The sequence below is a fragment of the Pseudomonas sp. ABC1 genome, from assembly GCF_013395055.1.
Lineage (GTDB): Bacteria > Pseudomonadota > Gammaproteobacteria > Pseudomonadales > Pseudomonadaceae > Stutzerimonas.
Genome location: NZ_CP058349.1, coordinates 2,615,103 through 2,634,946 on the forward strand (window position 1 = coordinate 2,615,103; position 19,844 = coordinate 2,634,946).

Annotated in this window: 1 protein-coding gene; it reads left to right on the forward strand. The window is 61.2% G+C overall.

The window, feature by feature from the left end:
• Positions 1-15 precede the first annotated feature (15 nt).
• Positions 16-19,521: a filamentous hemagglutinin N-terminal domain-containing protein gene (locus tag HW090_RS11530; RefSeq protein ID WP_179113669.1), complete on the forward strand. Its 19,506-nt coding sequence runs from the start codon at positions 16-18 to the stop codon at positions 19,519-19,521.
• Positions 19,522-19,844: the final 323 nt, after the last annotated feature.

Below are 19,844 nucleotides of genomic sequence, written 5' to 3' on the forward strand. Positions count from 1 at the left end.
TTTTGGAGTTGCTACATGGACGTTCGTAGCTCGCTTTTTCAGAACATCGCCTCTGTCCTGATCGGGGTTCTATTCCTCAACCCGATCGTTGGCGCTGCTGCCGAAGTCTCTGTCGCCCTGGGCAACTCCGCCACGCTGACCCAGGCCGGCAATGGTGTGCCGGTGGTCAACATCGCGGCGCCTAACGCCAATGGCTTGTCGCACAATCAGTTCAATGAATACAACGTCGGCCAACAGGGCCTGATCCTCAACAACGCGACGGACAGGACCCAGAACACCCAGCTCGGCGGCATCATCCTCGGCAACTCGAATCTGAACGGCAAGGCCGCAGGGTTGATCCTCAATGAAGTGACGGGCAGCAACCCCAGCCAGCTCAAGGGTTATACCGAAGTGGCCGGGCAGTCGGCGGCGGTGATCGTCGCCAACCCGCATGGGATTACCTGTGATGGTTGCGGCTTTATCAATACCCCCCATGCCACGCTCACAACCGGCAAGCCGGTGATCGAAAATGGACAGCTCGAGCGTTTCGATGTGGACGGTGGACACATCTCCATCGACGGTGCCGGCCTCAACGCCTCCAATATCGACCGTTTCGACCTGATCACACGCAGCGCACGACTGAATGCCGAACTGCATGCCAACGAGCTGAATGTCGTTACCGGGCGCAACCAGGTGGATGCCGAGACGCTGTCCGCCACCGCCAAGCAGACAACGGACGCCGATAAACCCCTGTTGGCCATCGACAGCTCCGCGCTGGGTGGTATGTACGCCGGCGCCATCCGCCTGGTCGGGACCGAGGCGGGCGTCGGGGTCAAGCTGGACGGGCGGATGGCGGCCAGTGCCGGTGATATCCATATCGACAGCAGTGGTCGCCTGCGCCTGGGGCAGGTCGATGTCCAGCGCGACTTGAACGTCATGGCGCAGGATGTCGAACTAGCGGGCGACGTCAAGGTGGCAGGGCAGGCCAATATCCACGGTTCCGGATCGCTCAACAACCAGCAGGCCCTGACGGCTGAAGGCTCTATTGCCTTGAGCGGCGGGGCTGTAGTCAACGAGGGGCGTATCGATACGCAGGACGACCTGCGCATCGACGCGCGGTCCCTGCGTAACAGCGGTTCCCTGGATTCCACTGAAAACCTTCATATCACTGTGAGTGCTGGACTCGACAACCGCAGTGGCAGCGTCAGTGCCGGCAAGGATGTCAGCGTCCGTGCTACGACACTGGACAACCGCCAGGGCCAGGTTCTGGCAGAGCGAACAGTGACGCTCGATGTGGTGGGGCAGGCCGACAATCGTCAGGGGCAGATCGCATCCAGCCAGCGCCTGGATGTGAAGACCGAGAGCCTGGACAACAGCCAGGGCGAATTGCTCGCCGCAGGAGAGTTGCGTCTTGTCGCGGGACCGGTAAGCAACCGTGAGGGGCGTATTGCCAGCAACGGCGCCCTGACGGCCAGCCTGCAAGGGCTGGATCAGCAGGGCGGTAGCCTGACCAGCGGCACGACTCTGAGCCTGGATCTGGCCGGTGGGGCACTGAACAACGACAACGCCCTGCTCAATGCGCCCGGCGCCTTGCTGCTGAAGAATATCGGCGCGGTGAGCAACCAGGGCGGTGAAATTTCCAGCCAGCAGGCCTTCACCCTGGCAGCACAAAGCCTGGATAACAGCGGCGGCAAGCTGCTGAGCAACCAGGCGCTGACCTTGCGAGTGCAACAGCACCTGAACAACCTCAAGGGCCTGGTTTCCGCTCAAGGGCTGGATATCACTGCAACCAGTCTGCTCAATAGCCAAGGTCGGGTAGCCAGTCGCAGCGACTTGATCGCGACCATCGAGACACTGGATCAGCGCGACGGTGAACTGCTGGCCGAAGGTCGACTGATGCTGAGCGGCAATCGCCTGGATAACCGTGGTGGCCTGCTGGCAGCCAATGGTGATCTGGAACTGAACCTGTCCGACATCGACAATCGCGGAGGAGAGGTTTCCAGCCGGGCGAATACGCGTATTTCCAGCCAGTCAGTGGATAACCGCGAAGGCGGGCAACTGTTGTCGAACAACCTGAGCCTGACCGCCGCCCGTATTCTCAATGGCCAGCGGGGGCTTATCCAGGCACTCCAGAATGCCCAGCTCAATGGCAGCCAACTGGATAACGTGGACGGAACCCTGAGCGCGGGTAGTCAACTGGCCGTCACCCTGTCGGGTGAGCTGAACAACGCGAGCGGCCTGATCGACAGCGCAGGTCACTTGAACCTGTCGGCGGGTCGTATCGACAACAGCGCGGGAACGCTGTCCAGCGCTGGCGCTTCGACGCTCCAGAGCAGCGGTGCGCTGCTCAACCAGGGCGGCACGGTTTCCAGCGACAGCACCTTGCTGCTGCGCAGCGCCAGCCTGGACAACCAGGGCGGACGTATCGAAAGCCGCAAAGGCGCGGACGTCGGCACCGGCGTCTTTGATAACAGCGCAGGGCGTCTGGTCAGTACGGACACTCTGACGCTGAGCGCCAGCCAGGTCGATAACACCGACGGCACCCTGGCCAGCAGCGGCCAACTGACGGCACGCCTGACCGGCTTGAATCAACAGGGCGGAAGCCTGACCAGTGGCACGGCGTTGAGCCTGGACCTGGCAGGCGGTGCACTGAACAACGACAACGCCCTGCTCAATGCCCCCGGCGCCTTGCTGCTGACGAATATCGGCGCGGTGAGCAACCAGGGTGGTGAAATCTCCAGCCAGCAGGCCTTCACCCTGGTGGCCCAGAGCCTGGATAACAGCGGCGGCAAGCTGCTGAGCAACCAGGCACTGACCCTGCGTATCCAGCAGCACCTGAGCAACCTCAAGGGTCTGGTTTCCGCTAAAGGCCTGAATGTCACGGCCGCCAGCCTGACCAACACCGAAGGTCGTGTCGCCAGCCGTAGCAACCTGCTTGCTGCTATCGATACGGTTGACCAGCAGAATGGTGATCTGGTCGCCGAAGGCGCGCTGACGTTGCGCGGTGCCAAGCTGGATAACCGTGGCGGCCTGCTGGCGGCCAATGGCGATATCGAACTGGCCGTCACGACCATCGATAACCGTGGCGGAAGGATTTCCAGCCAGACGGATGCCTCGCTTACCGGCGGCTCGCTGGACAACCGTGCCGGCGGGCAACTGTTGTCGAACAACCTGAGCCTGACTGCTGATCGTATTCTCAATGGCCAACAGGGCCTGATCCAGGCACTCCAGAGTGCCCAACTCAAAGGCCTCCAGTTGGATAACGCAGGCGGAACCCTGAGTGCGGGCAGCTTGCTGAACATCGCGCTTGGCGGTGAGTTGAACAATGCCAAGGGTTTGATCGACAGCGAGGGGCGTCTGAGCCTGGCGGCCGGCCAGGTCGATAACACGCTCGGGCGAATTGCCAGTGACGGTCAACTGACCGCCAGCCTGACGGGCCTGAATCAGGCCGGGGGTGAGCTGTTCAGCAGCACGGCCCTGAGCCTGGATCTGGCTGGCGGCGTTCTGAACAACGACAACGCTTTGATCAATGCTCCCAGTGCCTTGCTGCTGACGAACATCGGCACGGTGAGCAACAAAGGCGGCGAAATCTCCAGCCAGCAGGCCTTCACCCTGGCAGCCCAGAGCCTGGATAACGGCGGCGGCAAGCTGCTTAGCAACCAGGTACTGACCCTGCGTATCCAGCAACACCTGACCAACCTCAAGGGCCTGGTTTCCGCTCAAGGCCTGAATATCACTGCTGCCAGCCTGGCCAACACCGAAGGTCGCGTCGCCAGCCGTAGCAACCTGCTTGCCGTCATCGATACGGTCGACCAGCAGAATGGTGAGCTGGTCGCCGAAGGCGAGCTGACGTTGCGCGGCTCCGTACTGGATAACCGTGGCGGCCTGCTGGCGGCCAATGGCGATATCGAACTGGCCGTCACGACCATCGATAACCGTGGCGGAGAGCTTTCCAGCCAGGCCGGTACGACAATCACCAGCGAACAGCTCGATAACAGCAGCGGCGAACTGCTGGCCGCGAATCTGCAATTGACTGTCGAGCGTATTTCCAACGGTCAGAAAGGCCTGATCCAGGCGCTCCAGAATGCCCAGTTCAATGGCAGCCAACTGGATAACGTGGACGGAACCCTGAGCGCGGGTAGCCAACTGGCCATCGCCCTGGCGGGTGAACTGAACAACGCGAGCGGCCTGATCGACAGCGCAGGTCGTCTGAACCTGTCGGCGGGGCGTATCGACAACAGCGCGGGAGTGCTGTCCAGCGCTGGCGCTTCGACGCTCCAGAGCAACGGTGCGCTGCTCAACCAGGGCGGAACGGTTTCCAGCGACAGCACCTTGCTGCTGCGCAGCGCCAGCCTGGACAACCAGGGCGGACGTATCGAAAGCCGCAAAGGCGCGGACGTCGGCACCGGCGTCTTTGATAACAGCGCAGGGCGTCTGGTCAGTACGGACACTCTGACGCTGAGCGCCAGCCAGGTCGATAACACCGACGGCACCCTGGCCAGCAGCGGCCAACTGACGGCACGCCTGACCGGCTTGAATCAACAGGGCGGAAGCCTGACCAGTGGCACGGCGTTGAGCCTGGACCTGGCAGGCGGTGCACTGAACAACGACAACGCCCTGCTCAATGCCCCCGGCGCCTTGCTGCTGACGAATATCGGCGCGGTGAGCAACCAGGGTGGTGAAATCTCCAGCCAGCAGGCCTTCACCCTGGTGGCCCAGAGCCTGGATAACAGCGGCGGCAAGCTGCTGAGCAACCAGGCACTGACCCTGCGTATCCAGCAGCACCTGAGCAACCTCAAGGGTCTGGTTTCCGCTAAAGGCCTGAATGTCACGGCCGCCAGCCTGACCAACACCGAAGGTCGTGTCGCCAGCCGTAGCAACCTGCTTGCTGCTATCGATACGGTTGACCAGCAGAATGGTGAGCTGATCGCCGAGGGCGCGCTGACGTTGCGCGGCTCCGTACTGGATAACCGTGGCGGCCTGCTGGCGGCCAATGGCGATATCGAACTGGTCGTCACCGCTATCGACAATCGTGGCGGAGAACTATCCAGCCAGGCCGGTACGACGATCACCAGCGAACAGCTCGATAACAGCGGCGGAGCACTGCTGGCCGCGAATCTGCAATTGACTGCCAAGCGTATTTCCAACGGTCAGAAAGGCCTGATCCAGGCGCTCCAGAGTACCCAACTCAATGGCAGCCAACTGGATAACGTGAACGGAACCCTGAGCGCGGGTAGCCAACTGGCCATCGCCCTGACGGGTGAATTGAACAACGTAGGCGGCCTGATCGACAGCGCAGGTCGTCTGAACCTGTCGGCGGGGCGTATCGACAACAGCGCGGGAGTGCTGTCCAGCGCTGGCGCTTCGACGCTCCAGAGCAACGGTGCGCTGCTCAACCAAGGCGGAACGGTTTCCAGCGACAGCACCTTGCTGCTGCGCAGCGCCGGCCTGGATAACCGGGGCGGACGTATCGAAAGCCGCAAAGGCGCGGACATCGGCACGGGCGCCTTCGATAACAGCGCAGGGCGTCTGGTCAGTACGGACACCCTGACGCTGAGCGCTGGCCAGGTCGACAACACCGACGGCACCCTGGTCAGCAGTGGTCAACTGACGGCACGCCTGACCGGCTTGAACCAGCAGGGTGGTAGCTTGGCCAGTGGCACGGCCCTGAGCCTGGACCTGGCGGGCGGTGTGCTGAACAACGACAACGCCCTGCTCAATGCCCCCGGCGCCTTGCTGCTGACGAATATCGGCGCGGTAAGTAATAAAGGCGGCGAAATCTCCAGCCAGCAGGCGTTCACCCTGGCAGCCAAAAGCCTGGATAACAGTAGCGGCAAGCTACTGAGCAATCAGGCACTGACCCTGCGTATCCAGCAGCACCTGAGCAACCTCAAGGGGCTGGTTTCCGCTCAAGGGCTGGATATCCAGGCAGCCAGCCTGGCCAACACCGAAGGTCGCGTCGCCAGCCGTAGCAACCTGCTTGCCGCCATCGATATGGTCGACCAACAGAATGGTGAGCTGGTCGCCGAAGGCGCGCTGACGTTGCGCAGCGCCAAGCTGGATAACCGTGGCGGCCTGCTGGCAGCCAATGGCGATATCGAACTGGTCGTCACCGCCATCGACAATCGTGGCGGAGAACTATCCAGCCAGGCCGGCACGACGATCACCAGCGAACAGCTCGATAACAGCGGCGGCGAACTGCTGGCCGCGAATCTGCAACTGACCGCCGAGCGCATTCTCAACCAGGCCGGAGGCCTGATCCATGGTTGGGATTCGACACGCTTGCGAGGGGTTCGGTTACAGAACGAGGGCGGCACCATCGCTAGCGATCGTCACCTGGATATCGGCCTGGCGAGCAACACGAGCGGGCTGGATGGGATTCTGTCGAATAGCGGCGGGTTGCTGAGCAGCGAGGGCACGCTCGCACTCGTCGCCGACAGGCTCGATAACCGTGACGGAAGTCTTTCCAGTGCGGGCGACCTGTCGATCGAGACACGTGGCAAGCTGGACAACCAGGCCGGGCGTATCAGCGGCGGCGCACGGCTGCTCCTGCGCAGCGTGGCGTTGAGCAACCGTCAGGGCGTGATCGAGAGCCAGGGCGCAGCAGATATCGAGACAGGTGCTTTCGACAACGGCCTCGGTCAGCTCGTCAGTACCGATAGCCTCACGCTGATAGCGACCGAGGTCGACAACAGTGCAGGGCGTATCGCCAGCAATGGCCAACTGACGGCCCGTTTGACCAGCCTGCAACAGCCCGGTGGACGGCTGTTCAGCAACACCGCCCTGAGCCTGGACCTGGCAGGTGGCGTTCTGAACAACGACAACGCTTTGATCAATGCTCCCGGTGCCTTGCTGCTGACGAACATCGGTGCGGTGAGTAACCAAGGCGGCGAAATCTCCAGCCAGCAGGCCTTCACCCTGGCGGCGCAGAGTCTGGACAACAGTAGCGGAAAGCTACTGAGCAACCAGGCACTGACCCTGCGGATTCAGCAGCATCTGAACAATCTCAAAGGCCTGGTTTCGGCCCAGGGTCTGGAGATCACGGCGGCCAGCCTGGCCAATACGCAGGGGCGAGTCGTCAGCCGTGGTGATCTGCTCGCGGCCATCGACACGGTTGACCAGCAGGACGGTGAGCTGGTCGCCGAAGGCGCGCTGAGGTTACGCGGCAGCCGACTGGATAACCGGGACGGCGTACTGGCAGCCAATGGCGACCTCGATGTCGAGGTAAGCATCATCGACAACCGGGCAGGTGAAATCTCCAGCCAGGCGAACGCGGCCATCGTCAGCGAGCGACTGGATAACAGCGGCGGCGAATTGCTCGCCGCGCACCTGCAACTGACCGGCCAACGCATTCTCAACCAGAGCGGTGGCCTGATCTATGGCTGGGACTCTTCCAGCCTGAAAGGGGCATACCTGGATAACCGCGGCGGCACGCTGGCCAGCGATGAACGCCTCGATATCCAGTTGGCCGCGGCGGATGGATCGAGCGGACATCTGGATAACGCCCAAGGCCGTCTGCTCAGTGATGGTCTGCTGAGCCTGAGTGCTGCAAGCATTGGCAATGCCGGCGGTCGTATCGCCAGCGAAGGCGATCTGCGTGTCGCAGCCGGTGGCTTGCTGCTCAACCAGCGTGGTGAAGTGTTCAGTGCCGCCGGGCTGAGTGTGGAGGCTGGTAGCCTGGATAACACCCGTGGCCTGATCGAGAGCCAGGCCGATGTGCGCCTGACGACAGGGGCGTTCGATAACGGCCAGGGGCAACTGGTCAGTACCGGCACGTTGCGTATCGAGGCGGGACAGGTCGGCAATGCCGGTGGCCGTATCGCCAGCAATGGTCACCTGACGGCCAACCTCAAGGGTCTGAGCCAGGCGGGCGGTGAACTGTTCAGCAACAGTGCCCTGAGCCTGGACCTGGCGGGTGGCGCGCTGAACAACGACGACGGCCTGCTCAATGCTCCTGGCGCCTTGCTGCTGACGAACATCGGCGCGGTGAGCAACAAAGGCGGCGAAATTTCCAGCCAGAAGGCCTTTACGCTGGCGGCGCAGAGCCTGGACAACAGCGGCGGCAAGCTGCTGAGCAACCAGGCGCTGACCCTGCGCGTGCAACAACACCTGAACAACCTGAAGGGCCTGGTTTCTGCGCGGGGCCTGGATGTCCAGGCGTCCAGCCTGGGCAATGGGCAGGGTCGCATCACCAGCCAGGGCAACCTGCTGGCGGCCATTGGCACGCTCGAACAACAAGGTGGCGAATTCGTCGCCACGGGCGATCTGCTCCTGACGGGCGAACGCCTGGACAATCGCGGCAGCCTGCTGGCGGCCAATGGCGATATCGAGCTGGCTGTAACCGCTATCGACAACCAGGGCGGCGAGATTTCCAGCCAGGCCGAGGTGCGTATGGAAGGCCTGCGCCTGGACAATGGCGAGGAAGGCCTGCTGCTGGCCCGGCACCTGCGTCTGACCGTGGCGCGCGTGGTCAACCAGGGGCTGCTGCAGGGGCGTGACAGCCTGCGCCTGGACGGTGCGCGGCTGGACAACCTGGGCGGCACCCTGGCCAGTGATAAATCCCTGGCCATCACGTTGATGGCTATTCCGGGCAATGCCGAACTGGATGGGCGGCTGCTCAACCAGGCCGGTCTGCTCAGCAGTGAGGGGACTCTGAGCCTGAGCACGGGGCTGCTCGACAACAGTGCCGGCAGCCTGTCCAGCGCGGGTGATCTGCATCTTATCGCGGGTGATGCAGTGCTCAACCAGGGTGGCAGCATCGTCACCGATGCCAAGCTGCTACTGAACAGCACTCGCCTGGATAACCGCCAGGGCAACCTGTCGGCCCAGCAGGGCATTCAAGTGCGTACTGGTGCGTTCGACAACGCCCAGGGGCGCCTGACCAGTGCCGGCAGCCTGGACCTGACAGCCGGACAGACCCACAACACCGGCGGCCGCATTGCCAGTGGTGGGCAATTGACGGTCAACCTCAAGGGGCTGAGCCAGGCGGGCGGCGAGCTGTTCAGCAACGCAGCCCTGAGCCTGGATCTGGCGGGCGGTGAGCTGAACAACGACAACGCCCTGCTCAACGCACCCGGCGCCTTGCTGCTGACGAATATCGGCGCGGTAAGTAATAAAGGCGGAGAAATCTCCAGCCAGCAGGCATTCACCCTGGCAGCGCAGAGCCTGGATAACAGCGGCGGCAAGCTGCTGAGCAACCAGGCACTGACCCTGCGTGTGCAACGGCATCTGGACAATCTCAAGGGCCTGGTTTCGGCCCAGGGCCTGGATATCCAGGCGGCCAGCCTGGGCAACGGGCAGGGCCGTATCGTCAGTCGGGGCAACCTGCTGGCGACCGTTGGTACCCTCGACCAGCAAGGTGGCGAACTGATCGCGGTCGGCTCACTGGCGCTCACGGGCGACAGCCTGGACAACCGAGGCAGCCTGCTGGCAGCCAATGGCGACCTCGAACTGCGCGTGGCAACCGTCGACAACCGTGGCGGTGAAATCTCCACCCAGGCCAATGCCCGCCTCGTCGGTGCACGGTTGGACAACGGGCAGGCCGGTCGCCTGCTGGCCAGCCATCTGCAATTGACCGTCGAGCGTGTCCTCAACCAGAACAAAGGCCTGCTGCATGGTGCAAAGGGCTTGCACCTGGAGGGTGCAAGCCTGGACAACCAGGGCGGTACCCTGGCCAGTGACGAGTCCCTGGTCATCGCCTTGGCGGCCATCCAGGGCAATGCCGAGCTGGACGGTCGGCTGCTCAACGCCGAGGGCCTGCTCAGCAGCGAAGGCACCTTGAGCCTGACGGCCAGTCGCCTCGATAACACCTCGGGCAACCTGTCCAGCGCGGGTGAGCTACAAGCGGTACTGGGTGGGGCATTACTCAACCAGAGTGGTCGTATCGTCACCGATGCCGGACTGCTATTGCACAGTGCGAGCCTGGACAACCGCCAGGGCAACCTGTCGGCGAAGCAGGACGCCGAGGTGCGTACCGGTTCGTTCGACAATACCCAAGGCCGTCTGACCAGCACTGCTGGGCTGGTCCTGAGCGCCGGCCAGGTCACCAATGCTTCGGGGCGTATCGCCAGCGGTGGATCACTGGTCTCCAGGCTGGCGGGCCTGAACCAGGCCAACGGTGAACTGTTCAGCAACACGTCGCTGAGCCTGGACCTGGCCGGTGGCGCGTTGAATAACGATAACGCCCTGCTCAATGCGCCCGGCGCCTTGCTGCTGAGTAACATCGGTGCCGTCAGCAACAAGGGCGGTGAAATCTCCAGCCAGCAAGGTTTCACCCTGGCGGCTGAAAGTCTGGCCAACAGCGGTGGAAAGCTGGTCAGCGCCGGAGCGTTGGGACTGGTCGTCGCAGGCACCCTGGACAATGCCTCGGGTGCGATCAGCGCTGATGGCCTGGTTCTGACAGCGAAGAATCTGGATAACAGCGCCGGGGCGCTGATTCGCAGCCGTGGCAGGCTCGAACTGAATGTGGCCGAGGCGCTCAACAACAATGCGGGCGAGCTGATTGCCGAGGGTGATCTGTCTCTACAGGCCGACAGCCTGGACAACAGTCGTGGTCTGCTCGCGAGCAAGGGCGACCTGCAGGCGCGGGTCGCCACACTGGTGCAGCAACAGGGCGAACTGATTTCCCAGGGGCGTCTGTACCTGGCAGGGCACGTGCTGGATAACCGCCAGGGCCTGCTGGCGGCCAATGCGGATCTTGAGCTGGACGTCGATGACATCGACAACCGCCAGGGCGAGATATCCACTCAAGGCCAGGCCCGCTTGACCGGGCAGCGCCTGGACAACGGCAGCAACGGCACCCTGCTGGCCCGGCACCTGCAACTGACGTTCGGGCGTGTACTCAATCAGGACAAAGGACTGCTGTATGGCCGCGACAGCCTGCGACTGGACGGGGCATGGCTGGACAACCAGGGCGGCACACTGGCCAGCGACACGTCTCTGATCGTCGCACTGGCGGCGGTCCAGGGCAGCGCCGAACGCGATGGCAGCCTGCTCAACCAGTGCGGTTTGCTCAGCAGCGAAGGTACCCTGAGCCTGAGCGCCAGTCGCCTCGACAACACAGCGGGCAACCTCTCCAGTGCTGGCGACCTGCAAGGCGTTTTCAGTGGCGCCTTGCTCAACCAGGGCGGCAGCATTGTCACCGACGCCGGCTTGCTGTTGCACAGCGCCAGCCTGGACAACCGCCAGGGCAACCTGTCGGCGAAGCAGGCGGCCCAGGTACGCTCCGGTGCGATCGACAACACCCAGGGCCGATTGACCAGCGCCGACAGCCTGACGCTGACTGCTGGCCAGACCATCAACCGCAGTGGGCGTATCGCCAGCAGTGGGCAAATGACAGCCCGTCTGACCGGTCTGGATCAGACCGATGGCGAGCTGTTCAGTAATAGCGGCCTGAGCCTGGACCTGGCCGGTGGGGCGCTGAACAACGACAACGCCCTGCTCAATGCGCCCGGCGCCTTGTTGCTGACGAATATCGGTGCGCTGAGCAACAAGGGTGGTGAAATCTCCAGCCAGCAGGCGTTCACCCTGGCGGCGCAGAGCCTGGATAACAGCGGCGGCAAACTGCTGAGCAATCAGGCGCTGACCCTGCGTATCCAGCGACACCTGGACAACCGCGCGGGCCTGTTGGCCGGCAGCGGCCTGGATGTTCGTTCCGCCACGCTGAACAACCAGGCAGGCAGCCTGCTTGGACGGGAGAGCCTCGATCTTGACGTAACGGGTACGCTCGACAACCGCCTGGCCGGCGTGCTGCAGGCCGGCAGCGCCCTGCGCCTGAACAGCGGCGCCCTGGACAATCGGGGTGGCTACCTGCTGGCCAGCAGCCTGCTCGACATTCGGGGCGGCACCATCGACAACAGTGCCGGAGGGTTGCTCAACAGCCAGGGCGAGTTGCTGATCAACATCGCATCTCTGAACAGCAGCGATGCTGGCGAAGTCTCGGCGAAGGGCGATATGCGCCTGGAACTGGGAGGCCTGGTGCTGGACGGCGGACGCCTGCTGGGCGAGGCCAAGGTCGATCTCGATCTGCGCCAAGGCACTCTGAGCAACCAGGGTGGACAACTGTTGGCCGCTGGCTCCTTGCGCCTGGCCAACCTTGGCAGCCTGGATAACCGTGACGGCGAAATCTCCAGTCGCCAAGGCTTCGAACTGGCCGCCAGCACCATCGATAACCGGGGCGGTCGCTTGATCGGCAACGGTCGCCTCGATGTGACGGCCGGCAGTCTGAACAATCAGGCCGGCCTGCTCTCCGGGCTACTCGGCCTGAGCCTGGCGGGTGTCAGCCTGGACAACCGTCATCTCGGCACGCTTTCCAGTCGCGATGGCAGACTGCTGGTCAGGCTCAGCGGCGGCTTGCTCAACAGCGGTGAGGGTGCGCTGGTTGGCAAGACCGGCCTGGACATCCGTGCCGCGTCTCTCGACAACAGCGACAGCGGCATCCTCTCCAGTGGTGCTGGGCTGGACGCGCAGGTCGACACACTCCTGAGCAACCACAACGGGCAGATCGACGCCCAGGGCGCCGTCGATATTGCCGCGCAACGGTTGGATAACCGCTCCGGTCTTCTGTTCGCCAGCGGCGACCTGAGCCTGGAGGCGGCGTCACTGGACAACGCGTCCGGTAAGTTCAGCAGTGGTGGTGCGACCAACCTGGTGCTGGCGAATGGTCTGAACAACCAGCTTGGCACCCTGGCCAGTACGGGGGCATTGAGCATCCAGAGCCTCGGTGCACTGGATAACCGTGGTGGCACCCTGGCCAGTCAGGCTGACCTGAGCCTGTCGGGTACCCGCCTGGATAACTCATCCAGCGGCACCCTGGGGGCCGCTGGCAATCTCGGCCTCGCCCTCACCGGGCTGGTGAGCAACGTGGGCGACGGTCTTATCTACAGCCGCACCGGGCGTGTCGACCTCGAGGCCGCCGAGCTGGACAACCAGAGCGGCGAGATCCGTGGAACCTCGGGTCTGGATATTCGCCTCGACGGCACCGTGCTCAACAACGCTGGTAAATTGCTGAGCAACGAAGGCTCTGTATCCCTGCAAGCGGGCAATCTCGACAATCGCGCCGGTGTGCTGGCCAGCCTGTCTGGCTGGGTGCAGGCCCGGCTGGGTGGCTGGTTGCGTAACGAGGGGGCCAGTACCACTGAGTCCGGCCTGATCGAAGGTCGGCAGCTCGACCTGAGTGCCACTGGCAATCTCAGCAATACCCATGGACGCATCAGTGCCTGGGGCGGCCTGGCCACGTTGACCGCCGCCGATATCGACAACCAGTCTGGCACCCTGTTGGCCCAGGGCGCCTTGTCACTGAGTGCCGGCAACCTCGACAACCGCTCTGGGGTAATTGGGGCCGATGGTATCGACTTCGACCTGCTGGGTGCGTTGTTCAATGCCCAGGGGGTGGTGGAAAGCAGCGCTGGCCTGGGTATTCGTGCTGCAAGCCTGGATAACCAGGGCGGGCAATTGCGCGCCCTGGGCACGCAGGGCGATACCCATCTGACCATCTCGGGCCTGCTCGATAACCGCGCCGGTGTGCTGGAAAGCGCCAACCACGGGCTGAGCCTGGCCATCGGCGGCTTGGGTAACCAGGGTGGAGCATTGCGCCATGCCGGTAGTGGCGAGTTCGTGCTCGACCTGTCCCGCCTGGCCGAAGGCGGTGGTGAGATCGTCAGCCTGGGTGGCCTGACCCTTACCGCCGATACCTGGCATAACGACAACATCCTGCAGGCCGGGCGCCTGACCCTGGATATCGGCACCTTCAGCCAGGGCGCGACGGGGCAATTGCTGGCCCGCGACAGCCTGGTCGGCAAAGGCGCCAACTGGATCAACGACGGCCTGCTGGCCAGCGATGGCCTGCTGGATATCGACCTGAGCGGTAGCTATACCGGTTCTGGCCAGTTGACCAGCCTGGGTGATCTGACCCTTGCTGCTGACACCATCGAGCTGCCTGAGGCCGCACGTATCAGCGGCGGTGGCCTGACCCGTATCACCGGCAGCACGCTGCTGCAGAACCACGGTCGCCTCACCTCGGCGGGCGACCTGCAACTGCGTGCCGCCACCCTGAACAACCACGGCACCCTGGGCGGCTCCGGCACCCTGGCGCTATATGCCCCCAACCTGCTTAACGAAAACGGCCTGATCTTCAGTGGTGAAGATATGGGGCTGTATGTGGATACCTTTATCAATAGGTATGCGGATGTTTATAGCTTGGGGGGGATTGGTTTATCGAGAAATGCTCAGGGGGAATCTGCATCGTTGTTTGAAAATCGCTCAGCTACTATAGAGAGTGCAGAGGGTATGAGTTTTCGTGTTGAAAAATTCCTTAATGCTAAGGATGAGTTTTTGTTGGGTAATAAATTGGTTTCTGGGTTTATATTTAATGACAATACATATATGGGAAGCAAACATTATACGGTTGATTATTACTTGAGGGAGGTTTATGAGTCTGAAGTGTTGGTTGACTCGCCGTCATCTTATATTTATGCGGGCGGTGGGCTTGATGTGGTTTCTGGTGATTTTGAGAATTTTGGTAGCTATGTTTCAGCGCGCGGGGATATAAATATATCTTCGGCTTCTTTTATTAATAGAGGCGCTTCAGTAGGTGAAAGTGTTAGGGTCAGAGTCTATTATAGTGGTTGGATAAAGGATGGCACTGCCAATGCGTTCGCAAGTAATGAGCTAAGGCAATATAATTATAAAAATTATAATGATGCGGATAGTCATATATATGTTGTAAATGGTGGTCGCCTGGTTCGGGCTGATGCCTCTATGCCGAGTGAGTGGATTGGCGGGGTGTGGCGATCTTATGTTGATAAAGAAAGTGGCAGGCAATATTTATATGTCTGGAACCCTGGGATGGCCTCTTATGATCCGGATGATCTTGGGGTTCTACCTTGGCGTTTCAATCAAGATCACCCTGATAGGTTTTTGCTAACTTCCGATACTTGGCAGTATGGCTCTGATGGTGTTTCGGTGTCTTCTGTTATACAGGCCTCTGGGGATATAAAAATAAGTGCTTCAGATGAGCTGAATAATGGTGTTATCAGTTATGGGGATATATACCAAAAAGGACAAGCACAATTTATTGATAGTGTCGTAGAGGAAAATACAACTGTCGTTACCCTCAACTCCCAACTCCCCCCCGACCTCTCCCAACAACAGGTCAACCCCCTGACCCTGCCCGGCTTTACCCTGCCCACCGGACAGAATGGCCTCTTCCGCCTCAGCGGCCAGTCTGGCAGCACTGCACAGGTACAGCAGGCCGCCACGCAGCAAGGCTGGAGCCTGTCTTCCTCCAGTGTCAGCCAGGCGCAACGACAGAGCGCCGGTATCCAGGAGCAGGCCAGCGAAATACGTGTCGGCGAGCGTCAGGATCTGGCCGTCAGTAGCCAGGGCCTGCTTGTCGCGGATCGTCAGCAGGGCGCCAGCGCCCAGGCCCGTGCGGTGAGTGCCGCCGCCGGGCAACTCGCGTCCCTTGATGGTTTGGGTAGCCTCGTGCGGCAGCCTGGCGACAAGCCCTCGGCCGAGGCCAGTACCGTGCAGTTGGGTGGAAGTGATCTATCCAGTGGCCCGCTGCTTCGGCTCGACGGTCAGGTGGGCGATCATTCCGGACGCCAAGGCAGTGATATCCAGCTTACTGGCGGCACCTTGGGTAACGGTGGCGACCTTGCCCTGGAGAGTCGTCCGTCAGCCGAACTGCCAGGCCGTCAGGTGCCCTCGATAGAGTTGGATGACGCCCTCTCGTCGGCCACGCCCGAAACACAGACCAGCGGGCGCACGGCAACCCAACAGCAGCAGGGCAGCACTGTCGCTGTCGGTGCGCCAGGCGCTTCTTCGGCGGTCGCAGTCGATCTGAGCGAGGGTATCGGTGGTACGTCGCCAGGTCCGGTAAATCCCCAGGCTGTCTCTGCGCAAGAGCCGGGTGCCACTGCAGGTGTCCGAGGAGGTGAGCAGGCGCCCGTTCAAGTGCCGCCAGGCACCATCGTCAGCACGGCTCCGGCACCTTCTGCATCCGTGGCAGTGAGCGTGACGGAGGGTGCCAATGTCACAGCGAAACCCACAGGTCAGGTCGATATCAGCCAGGCTGACATTGGTCCGGGCACTTCTATTCCGGCTCCAGAGCGCTCTACGGGTAACGCCACGACACCTGGCGCGGCACCTGTTGCCGCGCCTGCCCACAAATACCTGATCGAGACCAACCCGGCCCTCACCGACCTCAAGCAGTTCATGAGTTCGGATTACCTGCTGGGCAACCTTGGCTACGACCCTGACCAGGCGCAGAAGCGCTTGGGCGACGGCCTCTACGAGCAGCGCCTGGTGCGCGAGGCGATTGTCGCGCGCACCGGCCAGCGCTTCCTCGAAGGGCTGACCAGCGACGAAGCGATGTTCCGTTACCTGATGGACAACGCCATCGCCAGCAAGGACGCCCTCGGCCTGTCCCTCGGTGTGACCCTGTCCGCCGAGCAGGTGGCGGCGCTGACCCATGACATCGTCTGGCTGGAAGAGTACGAGGTGAACGGCGAGCGAGTGCTGGTGCCGGTGCTCTACCTGGCCCAGGCTGAAGGTCGCCTGGCACCCAATGGCGCGTTGATCCAGGGCCGCGACGTGACCCTGATCAGCGGCGGTGATCTGCTCAACCAGGGCACCCTGCGCGCCAGCGGCGACCTCAGTGCCAGTGCGGCCAATATCGCCAACAGCGGTTTGATCGAGGCAGGCAACCGCCTGGAGCTGCTGGCCGAAGACAGCATCCGCAACACCCAGGGTGGCATCATCGCCGGGCGCGACGTCAGCCTGACCGCGACGGAAGGCGACATCCTCAACGAGCGCAGCGTCACCCTGAACGAAGTGCGCAACGGCAGCAGTTATCGCCTGGACAGCTTCGTCGACAGTGCTGCGCGTATCGAGGCTGGCAACAGCCTGGAGCTGCTGGCAGGCCGCGACGTGGCCAACCTCGGCGGTGTACTCGACAGCCGTGGCGACCTGTCCATCAGCGCCGGGCGCGATGTAGCCCTGACTTCGGTGGAGGAGCGTTTCGAGCAGTCCCGTGGCAGCAGCTTCCTGAACGAGCGCACCACCCAACTGGGCGGTGAGATCAGTGCCGGTCGGGATATCGAGATCGGCACGGGGCGCGACCTGAGCGTGGTTGCCAGCCGTGTCGAGGCCGGCGGCGATATCGCCCTGGCGGCCGGTCGCGACGTATTGCTGGCCTCGGCGGCGGACGAGACGCACAGCTACAGCAAGGTCAAGAAGGTCACGCTTCAGGAAGACCATGTGAGCCAGCAAGCGACGGAAATCATGGCTGGCGGTAGCGTGGACATTGTCGCGGCTCGCGACCTGACCCTGGTATCCAGCAAGGTGGCGGCCAACGACGAGGCCTACCTGGTGGCGGGTGAGGACCTGAGCCTGCTGGCAGCCCAGGACTACGACTACTCGCTGTACGAGAAGAAGAAAAAGGGCAGTTTCGGCAGCAAGAGCTTCCGCCGGGATGAAAGTACCGACATCACCCATGTCGGCAGCGAGATCACCACGGGCGGAGACCTGAAACTGGTCAGCGGTGGTGACCAGACCTACCAGGCGACGAAACTGACCAGTGATGAAGACCTTACCCTTTCCAGTGGTGGCGAGATCACCTTTGAAGGTGTGAAGGACCTGGAGCAGGAAAGTCACGAGAAAAGCAAAAGCAGCATGGTATGGCGGTCAGACAAAGGTAAGGGCACGACCGACGAGACCTTGGTACAGAGTGAACTTGTTGCCCAGGGCGCACTGGTGATCCAGGCCGTGGAAGGTCTGAGGATTGATATAAAGGATGTCAACCAGCAGACAGTAAGCCAGACCATCGAGGCGATGGTGCAGGCTGATCCGCAACTGGCGTGGTTGAAGGAAATGGAACAGCGCGGCGACGTGGATTGGCACCAAGTGAAGGAAATCCACGACAGCTTCAAGTACAGCAGTTCGGGGCTGGGTGTCGCAGCGCAACTGATTATTGCTATTGTCATGGCAGCGGTGGTTGGGCCAATGGCTGCAGCCGCCGCAGGAAGCGGTACGGCTGGGGCTGTAGCGGGTGCTGTTGCAACTAGCGCCTCGACCAACGCCGCCGTCAGCGTGGTAAACAACCGTGGCAACTTGGGCGCGGTACTCAAGGACGTAACCTCCAGTGATGCGTTGAAAGGCTATGCCACTTCGGCGATCACTGCGGGCTTCACCTCGGGTGTACTGGACGAAGCCTTCGGTGTGACGGGTGACAACGTCAACAAGGTGACCAAGGGCTTTGACTTGAGCAAGGCAGGCGACATTGCCAAGTTTGGCTCGTACCTCGGAGCCCAGGGTGCGGTACAGGCCGTGGCACAAACGGCGGTGCAAGGTGGCAGCCTGGGTGACAACCTGCAAACCGCGCTGACCGGGCAGGTGCAACACCTGTTGCAGGCCGGTGTGTTCAATGCTGTTGGTGATTTCGCCAGCGGTAAGTTGGTAGAGGGGATCGATTGGGCGGATGGTAGCCCGGAGAAAATCGCACTGCATGCGGTGGTCGGTGGGTTGCTCAGCGAGGCGACCGGTGGCGACTTCAAGACTGGGGCACTGGCTGGAGGGGCCAACGAACTGCTGGTCGAGAAGCTTGCGGGGGTCATCAAGGGCGACAAGCAGCTTGAGCTCACTGTATCGCAACTGATCGGTGTAGCGGCGGCGACGGTAACTGGCGGCGATCCGGCAAAGGCAGCGGAGCTGGCGAAGAATGCGACGGCGTATAACCGGCAGTTGCATCCGGATGAGAAGGCATTGGCCCGGAAGCTGGCTGAACAAAGCGAAGGCAAATTTACCGCTGAAGAAATGGAGGACGCTCTCAGGCGCTCCAGCATTCCTGAAGAGGGCATCTATGCCAATACAGACATGGTGGCTACCGTAGACGGTATTTACGATACAGGTGGCGAATGGGTGGCAAGTGGAGATGGCAAAAGCGCTATCCAACTATTGCCAGAGGCCTCTGTAGATGCGATCCGTTATGTTGCGGAAAATACCAAGGGTTATGCGTGGGATAGTCGCTCATTGGGCGTTAGTCTCCCAGACAGTACGCCGAAAAGTACTCATGATCGAGATAGGCTGACTGGATATGCTTTGGACGAAAGGGGTGGATACCGAGTTCCTGTTGTAGTGGAAGGTGTTGCTTATACCCCTAGGTTTAATCCTTGTGCATCATCAGAGTGCTTGGCTAGTGGTGCGAATATTGATTTTTCAGATGTAAATACTTTGCGTTGGATTAAAGCCGCTGATGCGAAAGCACTTGATGATGTTGGCTTTCTTTTGACTGCCGGTGCGGTGGTGTCTCCAGTGGGTGTTTCTTCCGCCCTGGCTAATATTGCAGTTCCTCTTGGTTTGGTTTCTGGATATTTAAAAGAAGATATTAGTGGGGCTGCTACAGAGGTTGCGCTGGGGCTAGGTTTTGAAGCTTATGCTAAGTCTAGAGGGTTGTCTGCTGACATGGCAGGTAAAATGTCAAATGCGTTGTCTGTGTCGGGAGCTTGGAAGGTCATAGTTGAAAATGGAAGAGATGGGCTGTGATATTTTTTGTTATGCATAAGTTGAGATTTTACATTTTATGCGCCATGTTTTCGATGTCGCTATTAAATTTATATAAATTTTGGGGGCAGTGGAATGAATTTTATAGTGTTGCGGTTGTGCAATTATTATTTGGTCAAGGTTTCTTTTCATACCTGAGTGGTAGAGAAATAAATATAGCTCCTGGGGGGGCTATAAAAGTTGATGCTCACCCAGTTCTTAGGTTTCTCATGGGGTGGGGAGCGTTTTTTGTATATTGCTCAATGTTCTTTTTCTCAGGATATCCTTCTGTTTAGTTTTGCTCCGTCCAAACTCCTGGCGTAGTG

Excerpts from the sequence above, each read along its gene's own strand:
- HW090_RS11530 (WP_179113669.1), top strand. The coding sequence starts at position 16 with ATGGACGTTCGTAGCTCGCTTTTTCAGAACATCGCCTCTGTCCTGATC.